Below are 21,035 nucleotides of genomic sequence, written 5' to 3'. Positions count from 1 at the left end.
TTGAGGCTCTTGTTATCGTCTTGCCGTTATCCTTGCGGCTTGAAGACCAGTGCTGCAAGGAAGGAGAAAATGATCGCTGCCGAAATGCCTCCGCTGGTCACCTGAAAGATACCCGTGATAATACCGATCGGACCGCTGCGCTCCAGCTCGGACATGGCCCCGTGCACCAAAGCATTGCCAAAGCTTGTTATCGGCACTGACGCTCCTGCACCGGCAAAAGCGATGAATCGGTCGTATAAGCTGACGTCGCCGACCCAAATGCCGTCGACAATCGCACCCAGCACCACGAGCGTGCTCATCGTGTGCGCCGGAGTCAGCCGCCCGACGTCCATCATCAGCTGCCCAAGAACACAAATGGCTCCTCCGCATATAAAAGCCCATAGAAATGTCATTCGTGATGCCCCCCGCTTTCTATAGCTACTGCATGTGCGATACATGGGATGCTCTCCCCTTGCTGGAAGGATAGCGGAGAAAGCAGTGCACCCGTAGCAACGACCAGTACCCGATGCAGCTCGCCGCGCTTTAGCTTTTTCAGAATATGACCGTACGTCACCGTTGCCGAGCAGGCACAGCCGCTTCCCCCGGCTTGCACCGGCTGATTCTCAACGTCGAAGATCATCAGGCCGCAATCGCGAAATCTCGTTTGATCCATGGCCACCCCTTGCTCCATCAAGAGATCGCTGGCGATATCAAATCCGACCTTGGCCAAATCACCCGTCACAATAAGATCATAATAGCCCGGCTCACGCTCAAAATCGCGGAAGTGAGCCGTAATCGTATCCACCGCCGCCGGTGCCATCGCGCCTCCCATATTGAAGGGATCCTTAATGCCTAAATCAACGATGCGGCCGATCGTAGCGCCGGTCACCACAGGCCCCCGGCCCTCCTTGGCAATAATCGCAGCGCCGGCCCCTGTGACCGTATACTGCGCAGTCGGCGGCTTCTGAGAGCCGTATTCGGTCGGATAACGGAATTGCTTCTCCGCCGTGCTGTTATGGCTGCACGTTGCCGCCATCACATGGGTGCCGTAGCCTCCGTCCACAATCATCGAAGCAATCGCCAAGCCCTCCATGGATGTGGAGCAAGCGCCGAAGATCCCAAGGTAAGGAATTTTCATCGAACGGACGGCGAAGCTGTTGCTGATGATCTGATTCAGTAAATCCCCGCCCACATAGAACTGTATCTGATCATTGGACAACCCCGAGTGTTCGACAGCGAGCTTGGCCGCTTCCTCCAGCATGACCTTCTCGGCCTTCTCCCAGCTCGCCTGGCCGATAATATTGTCCTCGTGCACCACATCGAACTGATCGCCTAGGGGACCCCGGCCTTCCTCCGGGCCGACCACCGTTGCCGAACTGATGATGACCGGCTTGTTCCGAAACTCCCAGCTTTGCTGACCCTTGTGCATTTACTTCCACCCCATCCCCAGTGCAAGATGTACGAGAGCAATGAAGAATGCCGCGACCGTACCATAAACAATGACGGAGCCTGCCAGCTTAAACATGTTCCCTCCGACGCCGAGAACCAGCCCCTCGCTGCGATGCTCTATGGCTGCGGAGGACATGGAATTGGCAAAGCCTGTGACCGGCACGGCCGTACCTGCGCCTGCCCATTGGGCGATTTTGTCATATACACCAAACCCCGTTAATAAAACAGAAATGAAAATCAACGTGGCCACCGTCGGGTTATTTGCCGTTTTCTCCGAGAAACCGAACCATGAAATATACATCTGCGTGATGCACTGACCAAGAAAGCAAATAAAGCCTCCAACCAAAAATGCCCGAACGCAGTTCATGAAAACAGGTCTTGCCGGCTCCTTCTTCTTGGCAAACGCCTGATATTCCTTATGCGACCAATTCAATGAACCTTTCGATTTTGTTTTCGTCGCCATACTGATCCTTCTCCTTCTATCGTTCTTGGTTTAACGGGATTCGTCAGGCGTCATGCCTGCAATAAGCTGTTGGAGTCGTTCCGCTTGCCTAGCATACTTCTTCATATCATCTTTTGAAGGTGCGGAGGCATCGCGGTATTTCAGCAGCTCCGCTTCACATACCTGCATTGCTTCCAGGAGCGTGTCCTTGGTTGCCGTCTGGATGGAAGCCGCCTCGTCATTGTACAAGTCAATGTAAAGCCCCCCATCCGTATCCAACTGACCGAAGAAAACCTGATCTAACGTAAGGTTTAGCTTGTCCAGCTCCTTTAGGACCCATTCCCTTGTCACGCCAATTTTAGCTAAAGTGTCGTCCATCAATTCTCCGTCTTGAATTAAGGTATGCGGCGAATGCACTGCCTTAACCGGAAGCTTAATATCATTTGGAGTAAGGGGCTGGTTTCCTTTCTTCAGCATGACACTCACTTCACCGCTTGGCTCCAGCGTAGCAAATTCCACATCGGCCACCCGAAACGTATTTTTTTTGCGCAATTCCTCAAGCAGCTCGTCGATGGTCAAATGTTCTTTCAGCAGATTTTTGTCAATAATTTTACCTTTATCAATAAGGACTGTCTCTTTCCCTTCAAAAAGCCAGCGAAGCCACTTGCTGTGAAGAGTGAGCTTCTCTATCCATAGGGGGATAAGCGTCCATATCAGAATTGCCGCGATACCGTGAAAATAGTGCGCTTCAAGCTCCGTTGACATAAAACCGGCCAGCTCTCCCAAAGTGATCCCGGTGACATATTCAAAAAAGCTGAGCTGGGAAATCTGCTTTTTCCCGCGAACGCGCGCCAGCACAAACAAGATGACCAAGGCTCCTAAGGAACGGATGACTATATTTAACGTACCCTCCACGGCAAGAGCTCCTTTACAGACTCAGTAATCAATGCAACAAAATTAATTATTTGCTAAAAGCGCCTTGGTTATTTATTGGATAGGTTTTACTTTACTTGGTAATCCGTCAAAGCAAATAAAAAAGAGCCCTTCGGAGACAATTCCGCAAGGGCCGATGAGGTTTCCCGGGCAATTACAAGGCAATCAGCAATAAAATCACGAGCAGGATGAAAAGCACTAAGGCCATCACTGCATAGCTTTGAGCATGCATACGAACCGCTCCCATCAGGCGATTTAATTGTTCAACTAATCACAGCGTATGCAGCTCCGAAAAAAAAGGGCTGTGCACCTGCCTATCTCTATACCATGGATTGGCAATCGTGTTATAATAACGTCATTGTTCACGTTAACATAATCTTATTTTGCAGGAGGCGTCATCATTTATGAGTATTCAGTCGAAGGATCAGCTGCTTGAGTTCGTTCATGAAGCCGTTCGGAATACCCCGGTTACCGACATTCACACCCATTTATTCGCCGAGTCGTTCGGGGAACTGTTGCTATGGGGGGTGGATGAGCTGCTTACCTATCATTACTTGATTGCGGAGACGTTCCGCTACAGACAGGATTTATCCTATGAAGACTTCTGGCAAATGACCAAGCGGGAACAGGCGGATCTGATCTGGCAGACGCTCTTTATCGAGCACACCCCTTACAGCGAAGCGTGCCGCGGCGTCGTTACGGTATTAAACCGGCTTGGGTTCGATGTCGGCAAGCGGGATTTGGAGGAGTATCGCTCTTATTATGCCCATGTGAGTGCAAGTGAGTATATCGACAGAATTCTGGAGCTTGCTAAGGTGAAAACCGTCGTCATGACGAACGATCCGTTCGACGCGTACGAGCGAGAGCGCTGGGCTGAAGGGGGGTCCGTTGATCCCCGTTTCCTGGCGGCACTGCGGATTGATCCGCTGCTTAATTTATGGGACGGCACTTGGCCGAAGCTGGCCGAGCAGGGCTACGATGTGAAGGAGGATCTGTCCGGCTCCACGCTTGCCGAAATACGCCGTTTCCTGAAGGACTGGATCGCCCGGATGAATCCGCTCTACATGGCCGTATCGCTGCCGAATGACTTTGCTTATCCGGAGGATTCGGTCCGCGCACGCATTATTGACGAGTGTATTATCCCTGTAGCCCGTGAGGCGGCCATCCCGTTCGCGATGATGATCGGCGTGAAGCGCAAGGTCAATCCGTCTCTTAAGGATGCTGGAGACAGCCTTGGCAAAAGCGATATCGGGACGGTCGAGCGCATCGTCAGCAAATATCAGGATGTGAAGTTTCTCGTCACCATGCTCTCCCGCGAGAATCAGCACGAGCTTGCCGTCACGGCAAGAAAAAACCGCAATCTGCTGATCTTCGGCTGCTGGTGGTTCTTGAACAATCCGAGCTTGATCGAGGAAATTACCCGCATGCGTTTCGAGCTGCTTGGCGGCAGTATCATTCCGCAGCATTCCGATTGCCGGATCCTGGACCAGCTGTTATACAAGTGGGACCACTCGCGCGGCATCATTGCCAAGGTGTTGTACGACAAATATGCCGATCTGTTCGACGCCGGCTGGCGTCTTGAGGAGGACGAGATCAAGCGGGATGTAGAAGATCTGCTGGGCGGGACCTTTTGGAAGTTCCTCGGAAAGCCGGACCGTGCTGCATAAGCTAACGAAAAAAAGACCGCCGCGGCGCAAGTGCCGGGCGGTCTTTCCCATAGTTATAATGCTTCTGCCTGCCTCACAGCCTCTGCATCCGGTTCGAGCGTGCCTCCTGCCGCAACCGTAAGCATCCGCTCAATAATGACAATCGACTGCGCTCTCGTTGTCCGTTCCTCCGGAGCCAACCGGCCGCCGGACAGCCCCTGCAGCAAGCCGAGCTTTACGGCATTCTGCAGAGCCCACGCAGTTTGCACCACAGCCTGAGGCGACTGAAGTTCCTTGATTGCCGCCCGCACGGCAACTCTGGCCATCTCCGCACGGGTCATCGGCTCATCCCATGCAGCTTGGACGTCCTCTTGCCCGTACACTCCCGCTGCAAGCAAGGCATCGATGTACGGCACGCTCCACGATTGCCCAGCGGACGGCGCTGACGTCGGCAGCTTCAACGCCACTGCAGTCAACTTTGCAAATTCCGCTCTCGTGACAGGCAGCTCGGGCCGGAAGCTTCCGTCCTCATAACCGTCGACATAGCCCTTGCCGGCAGCGGCGGCAATAGCCTTCTCCGCCCAATGTCCGGCCAAATCACCGAATAAAGGTGAGAACCCTCCCACTGCCGTCGGAGTAGTACTGTTCTTAAATGAACCGTCTCCCAGCTGACCATTGATATTCGAGCCCCAGGTCCATACGGACCCATCCTGCAGCATGGCCGCTGAGTGCGAGCCCCCCGCTGCGATTGAAGCAATTGCTCCGGGTATCGCTACCTTTACCTGCTTCACACTGCTTGTGTTCGACCCATCCCCCAGCTGTCCCTGAGTGTTCGAACCCCAAGCCCATAAGCTGCCATCCTGCCTCAATGCCAAGGAGTGATAACCTCCCGCTGCAATAGCCGCTACATGATTGAGTTCCAGGATGACGGGCTCCTTGCGGAGCGTGGAGGTACCGTCCCCGAGCTGGCCGTACGTATTGTAGCCCCATGCCCACACGGTGCCGTCCTTCTTCAGGGCAAGAGAGTGCGTCCGCCCTGCTGCGATGGCCTTAACGTCTGAAAGACGATTCACAGGCACGGCGTAGCGTACTGCGTCCCCTTTGCCATTGCCGAGCTGCCCGCCCGTATTGTCTCCCCATGCCCATACCTTGCCGTCCGAGCTCAAGGCAAGCGCGTGGTTATAGCCTGCGGCTATCGCTTGAATATTGCTTAAGCCGGGGATCCGAATCAAGCTTTTCTCTCCCATGACCTGGCCGTTCGCAAGCTGACCGAAGCTGTTGTCTCCGGCCCCCCAAACGGTCCCGTCCGCCTTCAGAACGATCGTAAAGCTGTTGCCCACAGCTACGGCAGCCGCTTCGGACAGTCCGGGAATAGGCGCCGGCTCCCTCCTGCCGTCCGTCGTCCCGTCCCCGAGCTGGCCGTAAATGTTGTTCCCCCAGGTCCAGACGGTTCCGTCGGACTTCAGAACGGCCGTATGCCCATAGCCTGCAGCGACTTGCTTCACTTCCTTCAGGGAGCTGAGTGCAGAAGGTTTATTTCTGTAATTTCCTTTGTCCAGGCCGAGCTGCCCGAACGTGTTCTCCCCAAAGGCCCAGAGCTGTCCATTGTTACGGACCATCGTAAAGCTTTCCCCTGCTGAAAGAGCGACATCCGCCATGGAATAGCTGTCCGTCTTTGGCCCCTCATCCCCCTTGCTTGGCGGGGCAGCCGCAGCTTTTACGTTAAAATCCCCCACCTGCTGTGGCTTATACCGGTCTGTTGTCGTTCCGTCGCCCAGCTGGCCGAGCGTATTGTTGCCCCAGGTCCAGAGCGAACCGTCTTCCTTCACTGCGAAGGAATGAAACCTTCCGGTCCCGAAGGCTTCGACCTTGCCTAACGATTCCATCTCCATGGGAACACTATATTTCTCCACTTCCTTCGTACCCAGCTGCCCCAAGCCGTTAGAGCCCCACACATAGAGCTCATTATCGCGGGTCAATGCCATGGCATGGGAATTTCCTGCAGCAATCTTTTTCACTTTCGGCAAACTTATACTATTGCTCAGCGTCGATTTGTCATTGTAGCTGCCGTCCCCCAGCTGCCCGGCAAAGTTGGTGCCCCATGCGTACAAATAGCCCATGTCGTTCAGTGCTAGGGAAAACCCGTTCCCCGCTGCAATCTCCACCGCATCCGTAAAATACGGAATGAAGTAAGGCACGGTGAGATAACCCGTGGAATACTGATTCATCTGGGTTCCATAGCTGGCGGCGCCCCATACGCAAACCTGATTCTTATAGCCGTCGTACGGACTGTTCCATATCGCAAGCACGTGGTTCGCTCCGGATGCGATCGCTTTAATATATTGCAGATTAGGAATCATCGCCGGAACATTTCTCCCGGTCGTCGTGCCATCGCCCAGCTGGCCCCTGTCGTTCGCTCCCCAGGTCCAGACGGTCCCGTCCTTTTTTAAAGCAACCGAATGCGAATTCCCTGCAGCGATAGAAACGATATTTTCCAGTCCCTTGATTTGAAACGGCGTCATCCGGTCCGTCTGCGTGCCGTCGCCAAGCTGTCCGCTATCGTTCTGCCCCCAAGCCCATACGGTTCCGTCTTTTTTCAAGGCAAGGGTATGGTTCAGACCGGCGGCGAGAGCAGTAATGCCCGTCAGTCCTTCAACCTGACTTGGAACAAACCGGTTCCCCCCCGCTGTTCCGAGCTTCCCCCGCAGATTATCCCCCCAAGCCCATACGGTTCCGTCCGCTTTCAGCGCCACGGAAAAGCCTTGGCCGCCCGTCACCTGCACCATCGGCTCGTTTGCCTGCGAGGGAGCGTCTGCGGCTAGCGCAGCTCCCCCGCCTGCAAAGGACGACCATATAAGAAGCAGCAGCATCGCCCAAGACCAGCTGCGCCGTGCGAAATCATTCCTAAATGGCTTCATTGTGTTGTCTCCTTACTGTAGTAACCATAGTTCATTGCCTGCTATACGCCGGCAGCCGAATCGCTCGTCAGCTCGGCAGGCTTACCGCGCCGGAAGCGGCGCTTAATCGCATCCATGATGCCGTCCAAGAACGTATACACCACCGGAATCAGCACCAGAGTAATAATCGTGGAGAAGGTCAAGCCGAAGGCCACTACCGTAGCCATGGACGCTTGCGCCTCAGCCCCTTCTCCGAAGCCGATGACAAGAGGCAGCATCGCCAGTACCGTCACTGCGGTAGTCATCATAATCGGCCGCAAGCGCACCTTGCCTGCTTCGATTAACGCATCGTACAGCGTATACCCCCGTTTGCGAAGCTGGTTGGTATAGTCGACCAGTACAATCGCGTTATTCACCACGATCCCGACCAGCATAATCATCCCCATAATGGAGTTCATGTTGATCGTCCGGTTCGTCAGATACAGTCCTACAATGGCGCCGATAAAGGTCGGCGGCAGTGAGAACATGATGATAAACGGTCCGTACAACGACTCGAATTGGCTCGCCATCACCATGTATACCAGCACGACCGACAGGATCAGCATCAGATAAAGGCTGCTGAAGGCACTGTTCGTATCTTGTCTGGAAGCCAAAGTAATCGAATAACCGTCCGGCGCGGGGATGTTCTTCAAAATCTCCTCCACCTGCTTCATAACGTCGCCAAGCGGCGCACCCGATACGGCCCCTTGTACAGTCGTCAGACGTTCGCCGTTAATGTGCCGGATCTGAACCGGACTCGAGCCCGGCTCAACCTTTGCAATGGCGCTGAGCGGAACTTGAGCTCCCCCTTGCGCATTAATGACGATTTGATTTAAATTCTCGAGGTTGTTGGTGAATTCCGACGGGAATTTCACCAGCACGGAAATTTGCGTGTCCCCTGCTTTAAACTGGGTCGCCACCGAGCCCTGGTACGCCGTCCGGAGGGCGGTCATGACCTCTCTCGCGGTTACTCCATAGTAGGAAGCCGCGTCCCGGTCGATCTTGAGATCATAGGCGGGAATACTTCGCTCCAGCGTATTCTGGACGCTTCGCAGGGTCGGCAGTGCTCGCATCTCTTCCGCAACCATGTCACCCAGCTTGCTGAGCACGGCCATATCGGGCCCGTTCAGGTTGACAACAACCGAATCGGCTCCGCCCCCGCCGCCTCCAAGACCCGGAAGCCGGACGGAGGAGCGTGCGTTAACGTTGATCTGCGCACCAGGGTATCCCTGCGTCAGCGTACGCACCTGATCGACTACCTGCTGGGTTTTCAGTGTGCGTTCTCCCAGGGGTTTGAGCGTTACCGCAATGCTGGCGTTGTTCGTGGAGGCGCTTTGAAAGGCTCCTCCCCCCGCGCTACCCACGGTAGTGAAGATGGTATCGACATCGGGCAGATCCTTGATTTTGTTCTCTACCTTCGTGGCGATATCGTTGGTAATCTCGAATTTCGTGCCTTGTGGCATGCTGATGTTGACATTGAACTGCCCTTCATCGGTAGAGGGCATCAGCTCATTGCCGACGAATTTGACAAGAAAGACGCTTCCTCCCAGCATGGCAACCGTTGCCACAACGATCACCCAGCGATGGCCGAGCGACCAGCGAAGAATCAAGGCATAGCCGGAGGTGAACCGGTTCATTCCTCTGCCGAACCACACGGCAGGGTTGTAGGAGCGGCCTTCAGGCAGCGTCTCCTCATGATGCTTCTTCAGCAGCTTCGCCGCAAGCATCGGAACGAGTGTGATGGCCGCGAACAAGGCGGCGATATGGGAGAAGCTTACCGTAAGCGCCATCGGCGCAAAGAAGTTTTTGATGATGCCGTTAATGAACACCGTCGGCGCAAAAACGGCAATCTGTGCCAGGGCGGATGCAAGCACCGCCGTACCGACCTCAGCGGTACCCTTCTTGGCTGCTTCTATCGGAGATAAGCCCTCATCCCTTTTGCGGAAAATGCTCTCCAGCACTACCACGGCAAAGTCGACAAGCGAGCCGAGACCGAGCGCCAAGCCGCCAAGCGTGATCGTATTGATCGTCTGGTTGCCGAAGTACATCATACTGAAGGTGCTGATAACCGAGATCGGAATTACGACACCGATAATCAGCGTTGCCCGAATACTATTTAAGAACAGCATAAGAACAATGATGGAAAAAATAGCCCCGAACAACGTATGCTCTATTACGGTATTGATCGAGCTCTTAATGAATTTCGACGAATCGTTCAGCACGGCCAGCTTGACGCCCTCCGGCAGCTGGCTCTCAATTTCCTTCATCGTCTTGCGAATGTTATCGGCGACGGATACGGTGTTCCCGTCCGATTGCTTCTGAATGGATAAGCCTACGCTTTGCTCCCCGTTGCGTCTCGCATCGAAGGTAACCTCCTGATACGTATCGACGATTTTGGCAAGCTCGCTGAGCGGTACGGATTGGCCGCGTGACAGCGGCACCCGTACTTTTTCAATCTCCCCGGTTGATTTAAATTCGCCGTTGATGCGAAGCGGTACCAGCTGCTGACCTTTATACACCAAGCCCGCATCCTGCGTCTGGTTATCGTTTCCTAGCGCCTGGGTCACCGAATTAAGGGTGAGTCCGTACTGCAGCAGCTTATTCTGATCGAGCAGCACTTGAATTTGTCTAGTACGTCCACCCGTCACGCTAACCGATGCCACGCCGTCTACCCGCTGCACGGCGGGGCTGACGACGTTGTCGGCAAGATCGCGCAGGGTCAGCAGATCGGCATCCTTCCCGTAAAGCGACAGGTTCATAATCGCCTGGCTATTCGGGTCCGCCCGGTTGACGACCGGCGCGTCGGCGTCCGATGGAAGCTGCCTTCGCACCCGGTCGAGCCGTTCCCGCATCGTCTGGGTAGCCTCCATAATGTCGGTGCCGTAATTGAACTGCACCGTGACGGTGCTTCCTCCTGTCCTTGAGTTCGAGGACACGGAGGATACATTGGCGATCGTAGCCATCGAAGCCTCGATCCGGCTGGTCACTTGCGCCTCTACCTGTGCTGGAGAAGCGCCTGCCCAGTTGACGGATACGGAAGCCGTCGGAATTTCCATATTCGGGTATAAATCCACCGGAAGCAAGGGTGCTGCGATCGAGCCCAGTATCGTGATGGCGATCATCAGCATCATAATGGTAACCGGACGGTTAACCGAGAAATTCGCTAACTTCACTGACCTCCACCCGCTCTCTCGGTTTGCCCTTGGCTCCCCTGCGGACTCCCTTGCTGATTGGTCTGCGGCTGCCGCTGATTGCCTTGACCGCCTTGACCGCTTGGCGCATTCTGTCCGCTTTGTCCGTTCTGTCCGCTTTGTGCGCCTTGTCCGTTCGGTCCGCTTTGGCCGTTCTGCCCGCTCTGGCCGTTCTGCCCGCCCTGATTACCCTGCTGGCGCTGCGTGCGCTGATTGCCCTGCTGGTTTCCTTGCTGGTCGGTTGGCGCGCCCGGCTGCCCGTTCGGGGTCCCCTGCTGACGCTGCCCGCCGCTTGGCTGGGCCGCGCCCTCCTGACCCGGCTGCACCACTTGGACTGCAGCCCGATCGGACAGCAGCTCCTGTCCCTTAACAACGATCTCGTCGCCTTCCTTCAGCCCGCTTGTAATTTCAAACAGCGCGCTGGTAAGCGTTCCGACCTTCACGGACACCTTGCGGGCACGTCCCTCCTGCACGATGAAAACCGCGTTGCCGCTCGGCTGGCTGAGCACCGCATCGGCCGGCACCATGATCGCTTTGCGGCCCTCCGATTTGAGGCTTGACGTCGCAAACATGCCCGGCAGCAGCTCATGCTTCGGGTCATTCACCTGGATGTCAACGCCGTACGACTTCGTCACCGCATCAAGTGTAGGACGAACCGCCGATACGATGCCATCGAAGGTTTTGTTCAGGGTCGGTACATTCACCTTCATTTCCATGCCAACCTTGATTTTACCGATCGTGGCCTCAGAGATGCTTACTGTAGCCTGAACAGGGTCAACCGCGGCGATCGATACGATATTCGCCTGTGAGCCGGCGTTCTGGCCGACCGGCGTATTAATGGCTGTGACCACCCCGTCAACCGGGGACAGCAGTACGCCGTCCTGAAGCTGCTCCTGCAGGTTGCGCAGGTTCGTTTGGGCTTGCTGGTATTGAGCCTGGTTTACGGCGAGCCCTTCCTTGGATTGTGAGTTTATGTAATCCTGCTCGTTTTGCGAAAGCGTAGCGTTCAAGGAGCCCAGGCTCAGCTGCAGCGTGGCTTCTGCGTTTGCCAAGGCCAGCTGGTCCTTCTGCACCGTTTGCGAGTTGGTTTCCATAATCATCGAAAGCGTATTTTGCGCATTGGTCAGCGTGATCAAATCCCGGTTCAGCTGCTCTTGCGCAAGCTGTACCGCTTGCGAGGCTTCCGCCGTCTCCACCGCGTTCTGCGCGTTAATCAGCGCGGTCTGTGACACGCTCGACGGATTCTGCGCCTGCTCCAGCTTCAGCTGTGCCTGCTGGAGCTTGACCAGCGCAGCGTCAATCCCGTTTCTGCTGGTCACGGCAGCGATATAAGCGTTCTGTGCAGCCTGCACATCGAGCTGCAGCGACTGCAGGTTGTTAATCGCATTCGCTTGGGAGGTTAAATAGCTGTCCTGCTGCGCGGTGAGGGCGTTCTTCGCGTTCTCCAGGTTCGTGTTATAAGTAACGATCGCGCTGTTCAGGCTTTGCTGGGAAATCGCGACCGCTTGCTTCGCTGCCGCAATCGTGTTCTGCTGATCGCTGATCGCCTTGTTGAAATTCGCTTGCGAGATGGCAACCTGCTGCTTGAGTGTTGCGATCTGATTCTGCAGATCCAAAATGCTTTTCTCATTGGTTGCCCGCTGAGAGGCGATTCGTTTCTCCGCCGTTGCTTCGGCATTCGCCTGATCCTTAATAGCCTTTTGCAGCTGTGCCGAGCTCACGGCAAGAGCGTTCTCCTGCTGGGATATTTGCTGCTGCAGCGTTGAGGTATCCAGCTTCGCCAGCGGATCGCCTGCTTTAATCCTGTCTCCGACCTTCACCATAACCTCCGTTACCCGGCCGCTGACACGGGAGGAGACGTTAGTAGTATATTGCGGAGTGATTGATCCTGTAAACACCTGTCCGCCGCCCATATCGGACATCTTAACGACCTGCGTCTCTACTGGAAACGAGCGAGGTCCGCCGCGCTGCGCCGGGGAAGCGCCGGGCTGTCCGGGTGCTACCGTACCGGCAGGAGCAGCGCCCTGGGTATTTGGTCCCCCTCCATTCAACAAAGAAACACCGACAACAGCAATGACAGCGATGACTGCTACGGTCGTTACGATCCATTTTTTTGAAACATTCTGGATCCAGCTAAACATGTCCATACCCTCCTGAATCGTTCATTCCTATCCGCACCGCATCAAGGAAGAAATCGCTTTCATTATCTGATGATTAAGACAATACATCTTGTTTCAAAATAGCTCAAATTCATGATCAAACTGTGATGGAATTGTGAAAAATGTGTGAAGAAACAAATACGAAGGAATAATGCGAAGAATGTCGAAGGGAAGTACGAAAAAAGAAAAGGACTCCCTAAGGAGTCCCTTTGACGGTGATTTTGGATTTTGGTACCTGAATCTCACGAAAGCCGGATGACTGACCTCCACTCACAATGCAGTACGGGTACTACAGTAACGAGTCTTTGGCACATCCCTCCGCTTCTATATCGATTCAAAACCTGCTTCCACGGTATTATTCGTTGAATCACTCAACGGAACCACACCTCTCTTGTTCACCGTCGATAATAATATGTCCGGTATGAGGAGTCTTTATACGCCGCTTTTCAAAAGAAAGCTATTCGATAATGACGACTACCGTTCCTAATGTTACGTGGCGAAACAGCCATTCCACATCTTTATTGTGCATGCGGATGCACCCGGATGAAGCTCTGGATCCGATGGACCAAGGACGATTCGTACCGTGAATGCCATAAGTATAGCCTCCGGTCCCCGGTACATTCAGACCCAGCCACCGGGTCCCCAGCGGATTATCCTTATGTCCTCCGGGGATTTGCTTGCGTACATACCACGGCTTTTTGATTTTGGTCGTAATTCGAAATTGACCTACGGGCGTCAAGGACTTGCTTCTTCCAGTAGCTACGGGAAAGGAATGGGTTGCATGGCCGTTCATATAAACCGTCAGCCGATTCCACCTCTTATCAATGACAAGATACATTCCTTCCTCTTTCAGTCCGGCAAGCCGCTCTTGCTCCAGCTGCTTCTGCCTATCATTAGGAAGAGCGGCTGCTGCTTCCGCTGCCCTCGCAGTGAAGGGCACCAAATAAGAGCCGACAAGGAGGAGGACAAGCAGCATACCATGAATACGTCTTAGTTTCATACCCTACAGACTCCATTCCTTATTTTGCAAGCATTTTACAATAGCTTCCTATATTGTTTGTTTCCTTCGGCATGCCTATGCAATAACAAAATCTTCTTCTTACCCGACGTCTTTACTGATTTCCAGGGATTGTCTCCGGGCGTTGTTACGCTTATGATGGAACTACATGTGATAAAGAGGAGGAAACGTGATGAACATGCGTATCGGCATCGTCGGAACGGGCGGCTTCGCCAAGAAACACGCCGGGATTGTATCAAGAATGGACGGTTGTGAGGTAGTCGGCTTTACAGGAACAAGCTTGGAGAAGGCGGAAAAAGCGGCCTCAGGATATTCCGCGGCGGCGGGCTATGAGCAGGTAGAAGCAATGCTGGATAAAGAAAAACCCGATGCTGTTTATATTTGTGTCCCCCCTATGGCTCACGGCCCCATTGAGCGCAGCTTAATTGAGCGGGGGATCCCTTTCCTAGTAGAGAAGCCCTTGGGTGCGGAAGGAACCATCCCCGGAGAGCTGGCGAAGCAAATTACCGAGAAGCAGCTGATTACTTCCGTCGGCTATCACCTGAGGTATACGGATGGCGCGCAAAAAACGAAAGAGCTGCTCGAGGGGCGTTATGTCGGACTGGCTAACGGTTATTGGCTCGGAAGCATGCCGGGAGTGGCCTGGTGGCGGACACTTCAGGGCTCGGGCGGACAGTTCGTCGAGCAAACGACACACATTACCGATCTTGTCCGATATTTTTGCGGGGAGGTCAGCGAGGTATACGCACAATTCAACAGGGTCGTCATGCATGAACGGGTCCCGGGGACGGAAGTTCCCGATAATGGCGTCGTCACCCTGAAGCTGCGCAGCGGAGCGGTCGTTAGCCTGACGAATACGTGCATGCTTCCGATCAACCATACAAGCGGGCTTGATCTGGTGACGGACTTGGGTGTTGTGGAGTTTCGGGCTCATGCGGTCCGCGATATACGCAAAGGTCAAATTACCGAATTTCTCAATCTAACCGATCCGTATGTGAAAGAAAATGAAGCTTTCCTTCATGCAGTCCGAACAGGCGATACAAGCAGGATACGTTCAACCTATGAGGATGCGCACCAAACCCATCTGGTATCCATGGCTGCTGTTCGCTCTGCGGAAACCGGCATACCTGTACGTCTATAACATTACACAAGAAAAGAGGGAATGCTCTTCAGGGAGCGTTCCCTCCTTCCTTTCTATAACGGCTGGGCGGAAGCCCGTAATAATGGGTGAAAAACCGGGTAAACGAATAAATTTCGGGGTAGCCCACAGCCTGTGCTATCTCGGTAACCGGCCATTCCGAATCGAGCAGCAGACTTGCCGCCTTTTCCATGCGAAGCTTCTGCAAATATTTGGCCGGAGCGATGCCCAGCTTCTCGGTGAATTTGGTTGAAAAGTACGACCTGTGTATGCCCGCTTCACTCGCAGCATCCTCTACCGTAATTCGTTCACAGAAATGAGCTTCCATAAATCGGATACTTCGTTCCAGCCAATCGTCCTTTCTCCCTGCCGCCTCCCTGCCTTTACCCGCCTGAAGCGCACTAAAGACACCGTACAGCGCACTCATTAATCGGGCATAACCCCCAGGCTCGTTCGCCTGCGTGAAGGCAGCAAGCGCTCCCACAAGCTCCCTTTCCAGCTCCCGCGTCATCATCCGTCTTGCATATGGCTTCTCCTCGGACAGCCCCGTTTCTTGCAAAAGCTCGGGCACTAGCTCACCGTCTACCGTGAGCCAGCACATTTTGAGAGGCTGCCTGCTGTCAGACGGCTGCATATATTCGTACTTGATTCCCGGGAACACACAAAAGAAGTCCCCTTCCTCCAGCTCGATCTGCTGTTCTTCATATAGAAGACGCACGGCGCCATCCATAACAAAATGCAAACTATACGTTTCCATGACCCTCGGGCCTACGCGGTACGTCGGCTTTGCCAGGTTTCTGCCTGCGCGCAGCGGCCACAACCCGCGCAATCGCTCTTGCTCCGTAGGACTATAAAATAAAAGCTCGGCGTATTCCATGCCGTAATCCTGCATTGCCGGTACCTCCCAGATGCGTTTCATGAAAGTTTAGCATACCGGAAACCTAACAAATTGACAAGGATAATTCTAAGGACTCAGCGAGTTGGAACGCAAAAAAGGCTGCATCCGAAGCAATTATCACTTCAGACACAGCCGCTTTTCATTTGCTCCTAGGCTTGACTTGCTTCAATCGCCTTAGACAGATCGAACAGAATGTCATCAATAGCTTCCGTTCCGATGGACAAGCGGATCAGACCCGGCGTTACGCCGCTCTTCACTTGATCCTCCGGCTTCAGCTGTTGATGTGTTGTGCTGGCCGGATGAATGATCAGGGACTTCGAATCCCCGACGTTCGCCAGATGGGAGAAGAGCTTTACATTGTCGATGACCCTCTTACCCGCCTCTACTCCGCCTTTGATCTCGAAGCTGATAATCGCTCCTTGACCTTTCGGCAAGTATTTTTGAGCAAGCTTATAGGAAGGATGGCTCTCCAGCCCCGGATAGCTTACCCATTCCACGGATTCGTGCTTCTCCAGGAACTCGGCAACCTTCTGAGCATTTGAGCTGTGACGCTCCATGCGCAGATGCAGCGTTTCCAGGCCCTGCAGCAGCTGGAAAGAGTTAAACGGCGAGATGGCGGCTCCCAGATCGCGAAGCAGCTGAACGCGCGCTTTGATAATATAAGCAACCGGGCCAACCGCATCGGTATATACAACGCCATGATAGCTAGGGTCCGGAGTGGTCAGACCAGGGAATTTGCCGCTGGCAGCCCAGTCAAATTTCCCGCTGTCCACGATAACACCACCGATAGAAGTGCCATGGCCGCCGATAAATTTAGTAGCCGAATGCACGACAATGTCCGCCCCGAAATCGATCGGACGAAGCAAGTACGGGCTTGGGAACGTATTGTCCACAATGAGCGGAATCCCGTTCTCATGCGCGATTTGTGCTACGGCCTCAATATCGAGCACGTCGCCCTTCGGATTGCCGATCGTCTCGGCGAACAGCGCTTTCGTTTTCTCGTTGATGGCGCCGCGGAAGTTCTCCGGATTGCTAGGATCTACGAATCGCACCTTCACACCCATCTTAGGCAAGGTGTGTGCAAACAGGTTGTATGTACCTCCGTACAAGCTGGAAGCGGATACAATCTCGTCGCCTGCCTCGGCGATGTTCAGAAGAGCAAAGGTAATGGCCGATTGCCCCGAGGAAACGGCCAGCGCCGCAGCACCGTTCTCCAGCAAAGCGACTCGCTTCTCGAATACATCCGTAGTCGGATTCATGATGCGGGTATAAATGTTGCCGAACTCTTTCAGCGCGAACAGGTTGGCCGCATGATCCGAATCCCGGAAGCCATACGATGTCGTTTGATAAATCGGAACCGCCCGGGAATTCGTTGTCGGGTCGATTTCCTGACCGCCATGCACGGCTAACGTTTCCGGTAAAAACTGTCTTTCCTCTGACATTTTCCCAGCCTCCATTATTCAACTAGATAATAGCATAGTAAAACTCTCACTATCATTATGAATCTCTACTATTTTACTAAATAATAGCAGCTCTGAGAAGAGCGCTTACTTAACATACAGACGGCTTGTCTCTTCCCATTTCTCTCCAGGAGCAAGTGACAGCAAACCGATTTGCTCCGCAGGCAGATCCACCATAGGCGCGTTCACCAGATTCATCTGCGGCTCAGGGCAGAAGAAGCCGGGGGTCGCATTGTTATTCCAGATCATCCAATGCTTGTAGGCTGTTCCCACATCATAAACAAGCGTGACCTTCCTGCTCACATCGGTGAGCTCCATCCGGTTGCGCCCATTCTGCGGATCGCTCGTGTAGTGATTGTCCATCGGCTCGAAGAACGGGGACAGGCCGGTTGTTTTCATGAGCTCCTCCTCCGCGGTTAACGGCTGGAAGCTGCCTGTCGGCAGCATGCGCTCGTTCAGCTCGTAGCGCCGGCCTGTCGTCATCATGAACCGGCAGTCATCCGGCGTGCTCCCCGGAATAAACGGAGCGTTCAGCGTCGTATGGAAGGCTAGCAGGCAAGGAAGCTGCGTATCGCCGTCGTTATTGACAAGCACATGCTGCAGCAGACCGTCCTCGCTTAGCGTATAGCTGAGCTTGATCGTGAAGGAATGAGGCAAATAAGCATATACGGAATGCCCGGGTCTTACCTTCAAGGCGAGCGTCACCTTGCTCTCGTGGTCGTTCGATGAGAAGTCCAGCACCTCCCATGGAATATTATGCACAAAGCCATGAAGGTGGTTATTCGTTTTCTCCTCATTGACAGGGAATTGATATACCGCTGCCTGCCAAGGAAACTTCCCATCCTCGTAACGGTTCGGCGGGAAGAGAACGGGAATGCCGTGAACGATGGGAAACTCCTTGAAGGAAGTCATCTCCTCCTCCGCCGGCTCCCGTAAGAATCTGTACCCGTTCTCCGTATCCCGAAACGCGATCAAATTAGCGCCGATTTCCGGCAAAACGGCGGCTTCGTATCGGCCTGCGCGCAGCCATACCGCCTTCTCTCCATGAAATTCTCCCCAGAAGCTTTGGTTCGACATGTGATCCTCCCTAAAATATCAATGTGTAGCAACTTACCTATTCTCGATTCGATCGAGCATTCCTGCCGGGCTTTTCCAAGCAGCGCGAAAAAACTCATCCCTTTCAGAGCGGAATGAGTGGTACGAGCCAACCTGAGTGAATACACTGTACAAGCATCGCTTTGCTTTCGCAAAACTCAGCATCGCTTTCGAGGCAAGTTTTGCCTCGCAAAACTCTGAGGGGGATCGAGGAATGAGTATTTTTTTTAGCTACATCTTTTTAGGGTTATCGCTCGCCGCTCCGATCGGTCCGATCAATGCGGCACAGTTGAACAAGGGGCTCCGCAGCGGCTTTTGGCATTCGTGGCTTGTCGGACTCGGCGCCATGATCGCCGATATGGTGTACATGCTCCTCGTCTATTTCGGCGTCGTCCACTTTCTAAGCACGCCGTTCATGCAAACCTTCCTATGGCTGTTCGGCTGCTTCGTGCTTTGTTATACGGGTATAGAGAGCCTTATGGGAGCCGGTAAAATAACGAACGCCCGCGATGACGACGAATCCCTGGTTAAGTCGTTCTTCTCCGGCTTTCTGATGTCGCTCTCCAATCCGCTTACCATCTTGTTCTGGCTCGGAATTTACGGCTCCGTGCTGGCCAAGACGGCCAAAACCGCCGGCCCTGAGGAGCTGGTTCTTTATAGCTGCGCCATCATGCTGGGAGTGGTGCTTTGGGATATCACGATGGCTTCCATGGCCAGCACCTTCCGCAAATATTTAACGGCTAGGCTCCTTACCCTGATTTCCATACTTTCCGGCTTGTCGCTCATCGGCTTCGGCTTGTACTTTGGGCTCGAAGCGTGCAAAATGCTCTTTTTCCGCTGAGGAGGCTCCGGCCTTCTTCTTTTTTTTCCATACATATCGCATGACCAAGGTCAATACGCCAATGACGATGATAAACCCAAGACTGATCATGAAGCCTGGGCGGGTATCGTCATGAAACAAGCTGCCGCTGACTGCGCCAAGAATAAGAGCCATCCCGGCAAAACGTTTCGTCTGCCCCCAGCCTGTCAATGTAAGAAGCTTACCGGAGGTAACTAGGATAAACAGCCAATTATACAGCAGCATCAAGCCCGCCGCCGTAGTGACATAGTGGTATAACCGATCCGGGAGCAGCAAGGCCATCAAGATGGAAACCATTAACCCTATCGTTGTTAGCCCGATCGCAGGCAATGGCAGCTTACGCTTATACTCCTTGGCGAAAACAGGCGGAGCGTCACCGTCCCCTGCCAGGGTGACGAGAATGGTGGTGACCGCGAATAAAGAAGCCACCATTGTAGAAAATCCGGCAATGATGAAAACCCCGTTGAACAAATGCGGAACGAAAGGTAAATTCCAGTTGTTCAACGCCAGCAAAAACGGACTCTCCTTATCATTGAATTGATCCATGGTCACCAAAACGATCGCCAAGGACAAGGAAATAAGATACACGACGGTCAGCAGAAGAATCATAATTTTCCCTGCTTTCGGCGCTTCCTTCGGTTCCTTGAGACGGGTGGCCATCAGCCCCATAATTTCGATTCCCCCGAACGCATAGAACGCAAACAAGAACGCTGACCACAGGCCGATCGCCCCGTTCGGGAGCAGCTGCTCTCTTGTTACCGGGGCCGATGGGGCGCGCGAACCGCCCGGAAGCCAGCCCAAAAGTCCGATTGCAGCGATCACGATAAAGATGAGGATAGCGGCTATCTTCATCACGGCAAATACATGCTCCGTCCTCTCGAACCCTTTATGCCCCGTTAAAATCACGATCAAACCAAGCACCGCATAAACGGAAGCGAGCAGCCACATCGGCACGTTCGGGAACCAGAATCGGGAGAACAGGGAAAGCGCCGTCATCTGGCTGCCCATAATCAGCAGCTCCGAGGACCAGTACACCCAGCCGCTGCTAAAGCCCGCCCACCGCCCGTAGGCCTTCTTCGCGTAAGAACGGAAGGATCCCTTCAGAGGCTCCTCCGCCGTCATGCGTGCAAGCACGTCAAATACCATATAAGTTCCGAAGGCAGCAAGAATGAAGGCGGCTAGAACGGCCGGCCCCCCAGTTTCAATGGCAATGCCGGAACCGAGAAAGTACCCCGTTCCGATGGTACAGGCTACTCCCAGCAGCGAAAGCTGCCACCATTTCATTTTTTGTTCCTTGGCACTTCCATTGGTTTTCTCCATAGTGCGAATCCCTCCGACGCCTAAGGTATGGTTTCAATACCTTATCCTGCTTTAGCCGTTCTTTTTTTATGCACATGGGTCCTATCGCAGCTCCCTCATTCGACACAGCTATCCATGGTTCGATATTTACCCCTCACCCCGGATACGCATTGTATCCTGTAAAAAAATGTTATATAATATTTTTGGTTACTTGGAACTACACCATGGCGATCACGATTCGACAAGTGCCTTACCTTGAACGGGAAGGAATGATTGATGAGCTCATTTGGTGAAGAAGCAAGCACTCCGCCGCTCGACAAAAACGCGAAAGAACGGCGAATTGATTTTAATCCTGAGAACGATTACATGAATTGAAACTTTTTCGACTTCTTTGTCGTATTATCATATAAAAAATCATGATTTGCTGTTTCAACAGATTCGATCATGGGTATAAATGAGTAGAGAAAATTATTTTCCCTATTACACCTAGAAAAGAAGTGGTTCGTTCGAACCATATAATAACGGCTCTATTA

Annotated in this window: 15 protein-coding genes; 3 read left to right on the top strand and 12 right to left on the bottom strand. The window is 53.6% G+C overall.

Annotated features, from left to right (window positions below; translation table 11 throughout):
- Window positions 1-26 precede the first annotated feature (26 nt).
- Genes spoVAE through QMO62_RS02985 form a run of 4 tightly spaced genes read right to left on the bottom strand, consistent with a single transcriptional unit; the run spans window position 27 to window position 2,785 of the window.
- Window positions 27-392: a stage V sporulation protein AE gene (gene spoVAE / locus QMO62_RS03000; RefSeq protein ID WP_284638636.1), complete on the bottom strand. Its 366-nt coding sequence runs from the start codon at window positions 390-392 to the stop codon at window positions 27-29.
- Window positions 389-1,408, bottom strand: a complete 1,020-nt coding sequence (gene spoVAD, locus QMO62_RS02995) for a stage V sporulation protein AD (RefSeq protein WP_284638635.1) — start codon at window positions 1,406-1,408, stop codon at window positions 389-391. Before spoVAD ends, spoVAE begins: the two co-directional genes overlap by 4 nt.
- Entirely contained in the window at window positions 1,409-1,891 is a 483-nt protein-coding gene (gene spoVAC / locus QMO62_RS02990) for a stage V sporulation protein AC (RefSeq protein ID WP_284638634.1), read from the bottom strand.
- A 30-nt stretch (window positions 1,892-1,921) separates the two neighbouring features.
- Window positions 1,922-2,785 carry a DUF421 domain-containing protein gene (locus QMO62_RS02985; RefSeq protein WP_284638633.1) on the bottom strand — a complete coding sequence of 288 codons (864 nt, stop codon included), beginning with the start codon at window positions 2,783-2,785 and terminating at the stop codon, window positions 1,922-1,924.
- A gap of 422 nt (window positions 2,786-3,207) precedes the next feature.
- Between QMO62_RS02985 and QMO62_RS02980 the strand changes: the two genes are divergently transcribed.
- Entirely contained in the window at window positions 3,208-4,470 is a 1,263-nt protein-coding gene (locus tag QMO62_RS02980; RefSeq protein WP_284638632.1) for a glucuronate isomerase, read from the top strand.
- Between the two features lie 53 nt (window positions 4,471-4,523).
- Here the strand turns inward: QMO62_RS02980 and QMO62_RS02975 are convergent, their stop codons facing one another.
- From QMO62_RS02975 to QMO62_RS02960, 4 genes are all read right to left on the bottom strand, one after another.
- The gene (locus QMO62_RS02975) at window positions 4,524-7,367 is read right to left on the bottom strand and encodes an RCC1 domain-containing protein (RefSeq protein ID WP_284638631.1); all 2,844 of its coding nucleotides are present in this window, start codon (window positions 7,365-7,367) and stop codon (window positions 4,524-4,526) included.
- A gap of 41 nt (window positions 7,368-7,408) precedes the next feature.
- Window positions 7,409-10,558 carry an efflux RND transporter permease subunit gene (locus QMO62_RS02970; protein ID WP_284638630.1) on the bottom strand — a complete coding sequence of 1,050 codons (3,150 nt, stop codon included), beginning with the start codon at window positions 10,556-10,558 and terminating at the stop codon, window positions 7,409-7,411.
- The gene (locus QMO62_RS02965) at window positions 10,555-12,717 is read right to left on the bottom strand and encodes an efflux RND transporter periplasmic adaptor subunit (protein ID WP_284638629.1); all 2,163 of its coding nucleotides are present in this window, start codon (window positions 12,715-12,717) and stop codon (window positions 10,555-10,557) included. The genes QMO62_RS02970 and QMO62_RS02965 overlap by 4 nt, the downstream gene beginning before the upstream one ends.
- A gap of 475 nt (window positions 12,718-13,192) precedes the next feature.
- Window positions 13,193-13,735: a L,D-transpeptidase gene (locus QMO62_RS02960; RefSeq protein WP_284638628.1), complete on the bottom strand. Its 543-nt coding sequence runs from the start codon at window positions 13,733-13,735 to the stop codon at window positions 13,193-13,195.
- 190 nt (window positions 13,736-13,925) lie between these two features.
- Here QMO62_RS02960 and QMO62_RS02955 point away from each other — a divergent pair, with 190 nt between their 5' ends.
- Window positions 13,926-14,894 carry a Gfo/Idh/MocA family protein gene (locus QMO62_RS02955; RefSeq protein WP_284638627.1) on the top strand — a complete coding sequence of 323 codons (969 nt, stop codon included), beginning with the start codon at window positions 13,926-13,928 and terminating at the stop codon, window positions 14,892-14,894.
- Window positions 14,895-14,922: 28 nt separating this feature from the next.
- On the opposite strand, the gene QMO62_RS02950 is transcribed toward QMO62_RS02955, so the two are convergent.
- The 3 genes from QMO62_RS02950 to QMO62_RS02940 all read right to left on the bottom strand — a co-directional run bounded on the left by QMO62_RS02950 (window position 14,923) and on the right by QMO62_RS02940 (window position 18,326).
- Window positions 14,923-15,783 (bottom strand): helix-turn-helix transcriptional regulator, encoded by an 861-nt coding sequence (locus tag QMO62_RS02950; protein WP_284638626.1) that lies wholly within the window; start codon window positions 15,781-15,783, stop codon window positions 14,923-14,925.
- Between the two features lie 155 nt (window positions 15,784-15,938).
- Window positions 15,939-17,231 carry a homocysteine synthase gene (locus QMO62_RS02945; RefSeq protein WP_284638625.1) on the bottom strand — a complete coding sequence of 431 codons (1,293 nt, stop codon included), beginning with the start codon at window positions 17,229-17,231 and terminating at the stop codon, window positions 15,939-15,941.
- Between the two features lie 105 nt (window positions 17,232-17,336).
- Window positions 17,337-18,326, bottom strand: coding sequence for an aldose 1-epimerase (locus QMO62_RS02940; RefSeq protein WP_284638624.1), 990 nt, complete (start codon window positions 18,324-18,326; stop codon window positions 17,337-17,339).
- 232 nt (window positions 18,327-18,558) lie between these two features.
- On the opposite strand from QMO62_RS02940, the gene QMO62_RS02935 reads away from it, so the two are divergent.
- A complete protein-coding gene (locus QMO62_RS02935) occupies window positions 18,559-19,185 on the top strand; it encodes a LysE family translocator (RefSeq protein WP_284638623.1) in 627 nt (208 codons plus the stop codon).
- On the opposite strand, the gene QMO62_RS02930 is transcribed toward QMO62_RS02935, so the two are convergent.
- A complete protein-coding gene (locus tag QMO62_RS02930) occupies window positions 19,078-20,523 on the bottom strand; it encodes an amino acid permease (protein WP_284638622.1) in 1,446 nt (481 codons plus the stop codon). The genes QMO62_RS02935 and QMO62_RS02930 overlap by 108 nt on opposite strands.
- Window positions 20,524-21,035: the final 512 nt, after the last annotated feature.

The sequence above is a fragment of the Paenibacillus silviterrae genome (assembly GCF_030167925.1).
Classification (GTDB): domain Bacteria; phylum Bacillota; class Bacilli; order Paenibacillales; family NBRC-103111; genus Paenibacillus_G; species Paenibacillus_G silviterrae.
Note: the sequence above shows the minus strand (reverse complement) of the source record. Positions and strands in the feature narration are given on the sequence as shown.

Excerpts from the sequence above, each read along its gene's own strand:
- QMO62_RS02965 (WP_284638629.1), bottom strand. The coding sequence starts at position 12,717 with ATGTTTAGCTGGATCCAGAATGTTTCAAAAAAATGGATCGTAACGACC.
- spoVAD (WP_284638635.1), bottom strand. The coding sequence starts at position 1,408 with ATGCACAAGGGTCAGCAAAGCTGGGAGTTTCGGAACAAGCCGGTCATC.
- QMO62_RS02945 (WP_284638625.1), bottom strand. The coding sequence starts at position 17,231 with ATGTCAGAGGAAAGACAGTTTTTACCGGAAACGTTAGCCGTGCATGGC.
- QMO62_RS02950 (WP_284638626.1), bottom strand. The coding sequence starts at position 15,783 with ATGCAGGATTACGGCATGGAATACGCCGAGCTTTTATTTTATAGTCCT.
- QMO62_RS02960 (WP_284638628.1), bottom strand. The coding sequence starts at position 13,735 with ATGAAACTAAGACGTATTCATGGTATGCTGCTTGTCCTCCTCCTTGTC.
- spoVAE (WP_284638636.1), bottom strand. The coding sequence starts at position 392 with ATGACATTTCTATGGGCTTTTATATGCGGAGGAGCCATTTGTGTTCTT.
- spoVAC (WP_284638634.1), bottom strand. The coding sequence starts at position 1,891 with ATGGCGACGAAAACAAAATCGAAAGGTTCATTGAATTGGTCGCATAAG.
- QMO62_RS02940 (WP_284638624.1), bottom strand. The coding sequence starts at position 18,326 with ATGTCGAACCAAAGCTTCTGGGGAGAATTTCATGGAGAGAAGGCGGTA.
- QMO62_RS02955 (WP_284638627.1), top strand. The coding sequence starts at position 13,926 with ATGAACATGCGTATCGGCATCGTCGGAACGGGCGGCTTCGCCAAGAAA.
- QMO62_RS02935 (WP_284638623.1), top strand. The coding sequence starts at position 18,559 with ATGAGTATTTTTTTTAGCTACATCTTTTTAGGGTTATCGCTCGCCGCT.
- QMO62_RS02980 (WP_284638632.1), top strand. The coding sequence starts at position 3,208 with ATGAGTATTCAGTCGAAGGATCAGCTGCTTGAGTTCGTTCATGAAGCC.
- QMO62_RS02930 (WP_284638622.1), bottom strand. The coding sequence starts at position 20,523 with ATGGAGAAAACCAATGGAAGTGCCAAGGAACAAAAAATGAAATGGTGG.
- QMO62_RS02975 (WP_284638631.1), bottom strand. The coding sequence starts at position 7,367 with ATGAAGCCATTTAGGAATGATTTCGCACGGCGCAGCTGGTCTTGGGCG.